The sequence below is a fragment of the Paenibacillus tabacirhizosphaerae genome (assembly GCF_040812395.1).
GTDB lineage: Bacteria > Bacillota > Bacilli > Paenibacillales > NBRC-103111 > Paenibacillus_E.
Genome location: NZ_JBFNXH010000056.1, coordinates 1 through 2,041 on the forward strand (window position 1 = coordinate 1; position 2,041 = coordinate 2,041).

Annotated in this window: 2 protein-coding genes; both read left to right on the plus strand. The window is 38.8% G+C overall.

Features of this window, described 5'->3' with window-relative positions:
* Window positions 1-701, plus strand: a 701-nt coding sequence (locus ABRS97_RS27915) for an RHS repeat-associated core domain-containing protein (RefSeq protein WP_367819439.1), incomplete at its 5' end; no start/stop codon positions are given.
* A gap of 3 nt (window positions 702-704) precedes the next feature.
* Window positions 705-1,676: a hypothetical protein gene (locus ABRS97_RS27920; protein WP_367819440.1), complete on the plus strand. Its 972-nt coding sequence runs from the start codon at window positions 705-707 to the stop codon at window positions 1,674-1,676.
* Window positions 1,677-2,041 lie beyond the last annotated feature (365 nt).

The following is a 2,041-nucleotide window of genomic DNA, read 5'->3' on the forward strand; positions in this document are numbered from 1 at the left end:
AAGATAGCTATGAGGGACAGATTGATAATCCGCTGAGTTTGAATCTTTATACGTATGTGCATAACAATCCTTTGACAAATACTGATCCGAGTGGACATGCTCCTCCACGATGTCAGTCGTCAGATACAGCATGTATAGACGACTGGCGAGCGGAGAACAACCAAGCTATTCAGAATATCGAACAGTTAGTGGAAGATGCTGGAAATGCATACCCACCAGCAGGTATTGCTATGGAAGTAGCTGTGGCAGCTAAAGGTGCAAAAGGATTATGGTCATCGATTAAGTCTGGTATTCGCAGTTTGTTCACCAAAGGTGAGGATGTAATAGATACAAGTAAGGTCTGGAAGATGGAGGCTACAGATCGAGGTAAGTTTATTGAACAGCATCTAGCCGATACTGAGTACAAGGACTGGTTCAATATCGGTCAAGAGAACAATGGCTATTTCCCTGTAATTGATTTTCAAAAAGGAAATCAAGTTGTTAGCCTAAAATCGTTAGATCCTCGGTCATATTCAGGAAATGGTGCTACAAATAAAGTAATTGAATATTTGGATGCTCTGAATATTGGCATTAAAGTTAACGGACAATTAGCAAATAAAATTCTAGATATTCGAGTCCCATCTGGTACTAAAGGGCAGTTTGATATTGGGAAAATTAATGATAATCTACATGATATAACACTTATTATCAAGGAGTATTGATTTATGACGGATAAAATCGTTTTTTCTATCGTTATTGATAGTAGTCAAGCTACAGTAGGAAATGTGACACAATGGTTTAAGAGTTTCAACTATTTCCAAGCAAGTGAAATGAAGGGGACTTTTTTAACAAAAGGTTCATTGCGTAAGTACAACGAGAAGAGTTTTTATAATGGTATAGAAAAGGAGTTGAAAGCCAACAAACCTATCACATTAGGTATTGAATATGAAGACAATTGGCTTACATTCAAAAAAAGTTCCTATCACTCGTTTTTGACATGCAATTTGACCAGTGATATTTTCGCAAAAAATAAGGAGGACATTCTAAAATATATTGACCTATTTTTTGAAAAGTATGAAGGAATCGTTGCTTATGCCTGTTCATCAGAAGATAATTTCTGGCAAAACAATACCGATATTGACTTTTTTGGAATTAAGAACAAATCCATGAATAATGTACGACTTAAACCTTGTCCAGTATTAGTGGGTAGGCAGATAGTCGATGTAGAGTACAATCCTGGGCATTCCCATTTTATCAAAGATGTCTGGTTTGGCTCTTGTTGGGCTATGTGGTTTGGTGAAAAATTCTTCGAATTTATTCCAAACGAAATTTTATCAGGATTTAATGATTTGTATGAAAAAAAACAGCTAGAAAATGGCTCTTTACGAATGATGCTATATGAGAATCTTTGGGAATCTGAACTACCTCGTCATAGAGAAATCCAGTGGAAATTTCGTCGTCAAGTAGGAATGGATGAAGTAGCTCACAAATTAATGAATGAACCAGATTATAATGAGATCGACCCAAGTATTGAAATATCTACAACTGGAGAGTTTAAGCACGGCGGAGTTAGATTGATCACTTATTACTTTGATAGAGAGGGAAATGTAGTGCCTAGGTCTAAGGCAATGGAAAGTAAATCATATGAATTTAATGACAAAGGTAAGGTAGTCTGGTCTAGCACTGTAGGCTTATAATCAAAGTTCTTTAATAAATGCGGAATTTTAGATAATACGCAGAATCACCTTGCGACTAATCGTCGCAAGGTTTTTTCTATGTCCGCCGCTACATTGCAACCGGAAAAAAATAACTGTTTTGCTGCGCTTCTGAGCCTTAAATCGCAACAAAACAGCGAAGGATTAAAGCCTATGCCTCCGGTAACCTCCACGCCCTCACCGCCCCTGATGGAGCCGAGAAACGGCTTGTCCCCCAAGTGGATTTGGTGTCCTGCACAAGGGAATCCACAGCGGACAAGCCGTTTCTCGCATCAGGGCAAGTGAGGCGTTGCCGCGCGTGCCGCGGCTTTGATCTTTTTGGCTTCGCCTTTTGCTTCTCGTTGGAC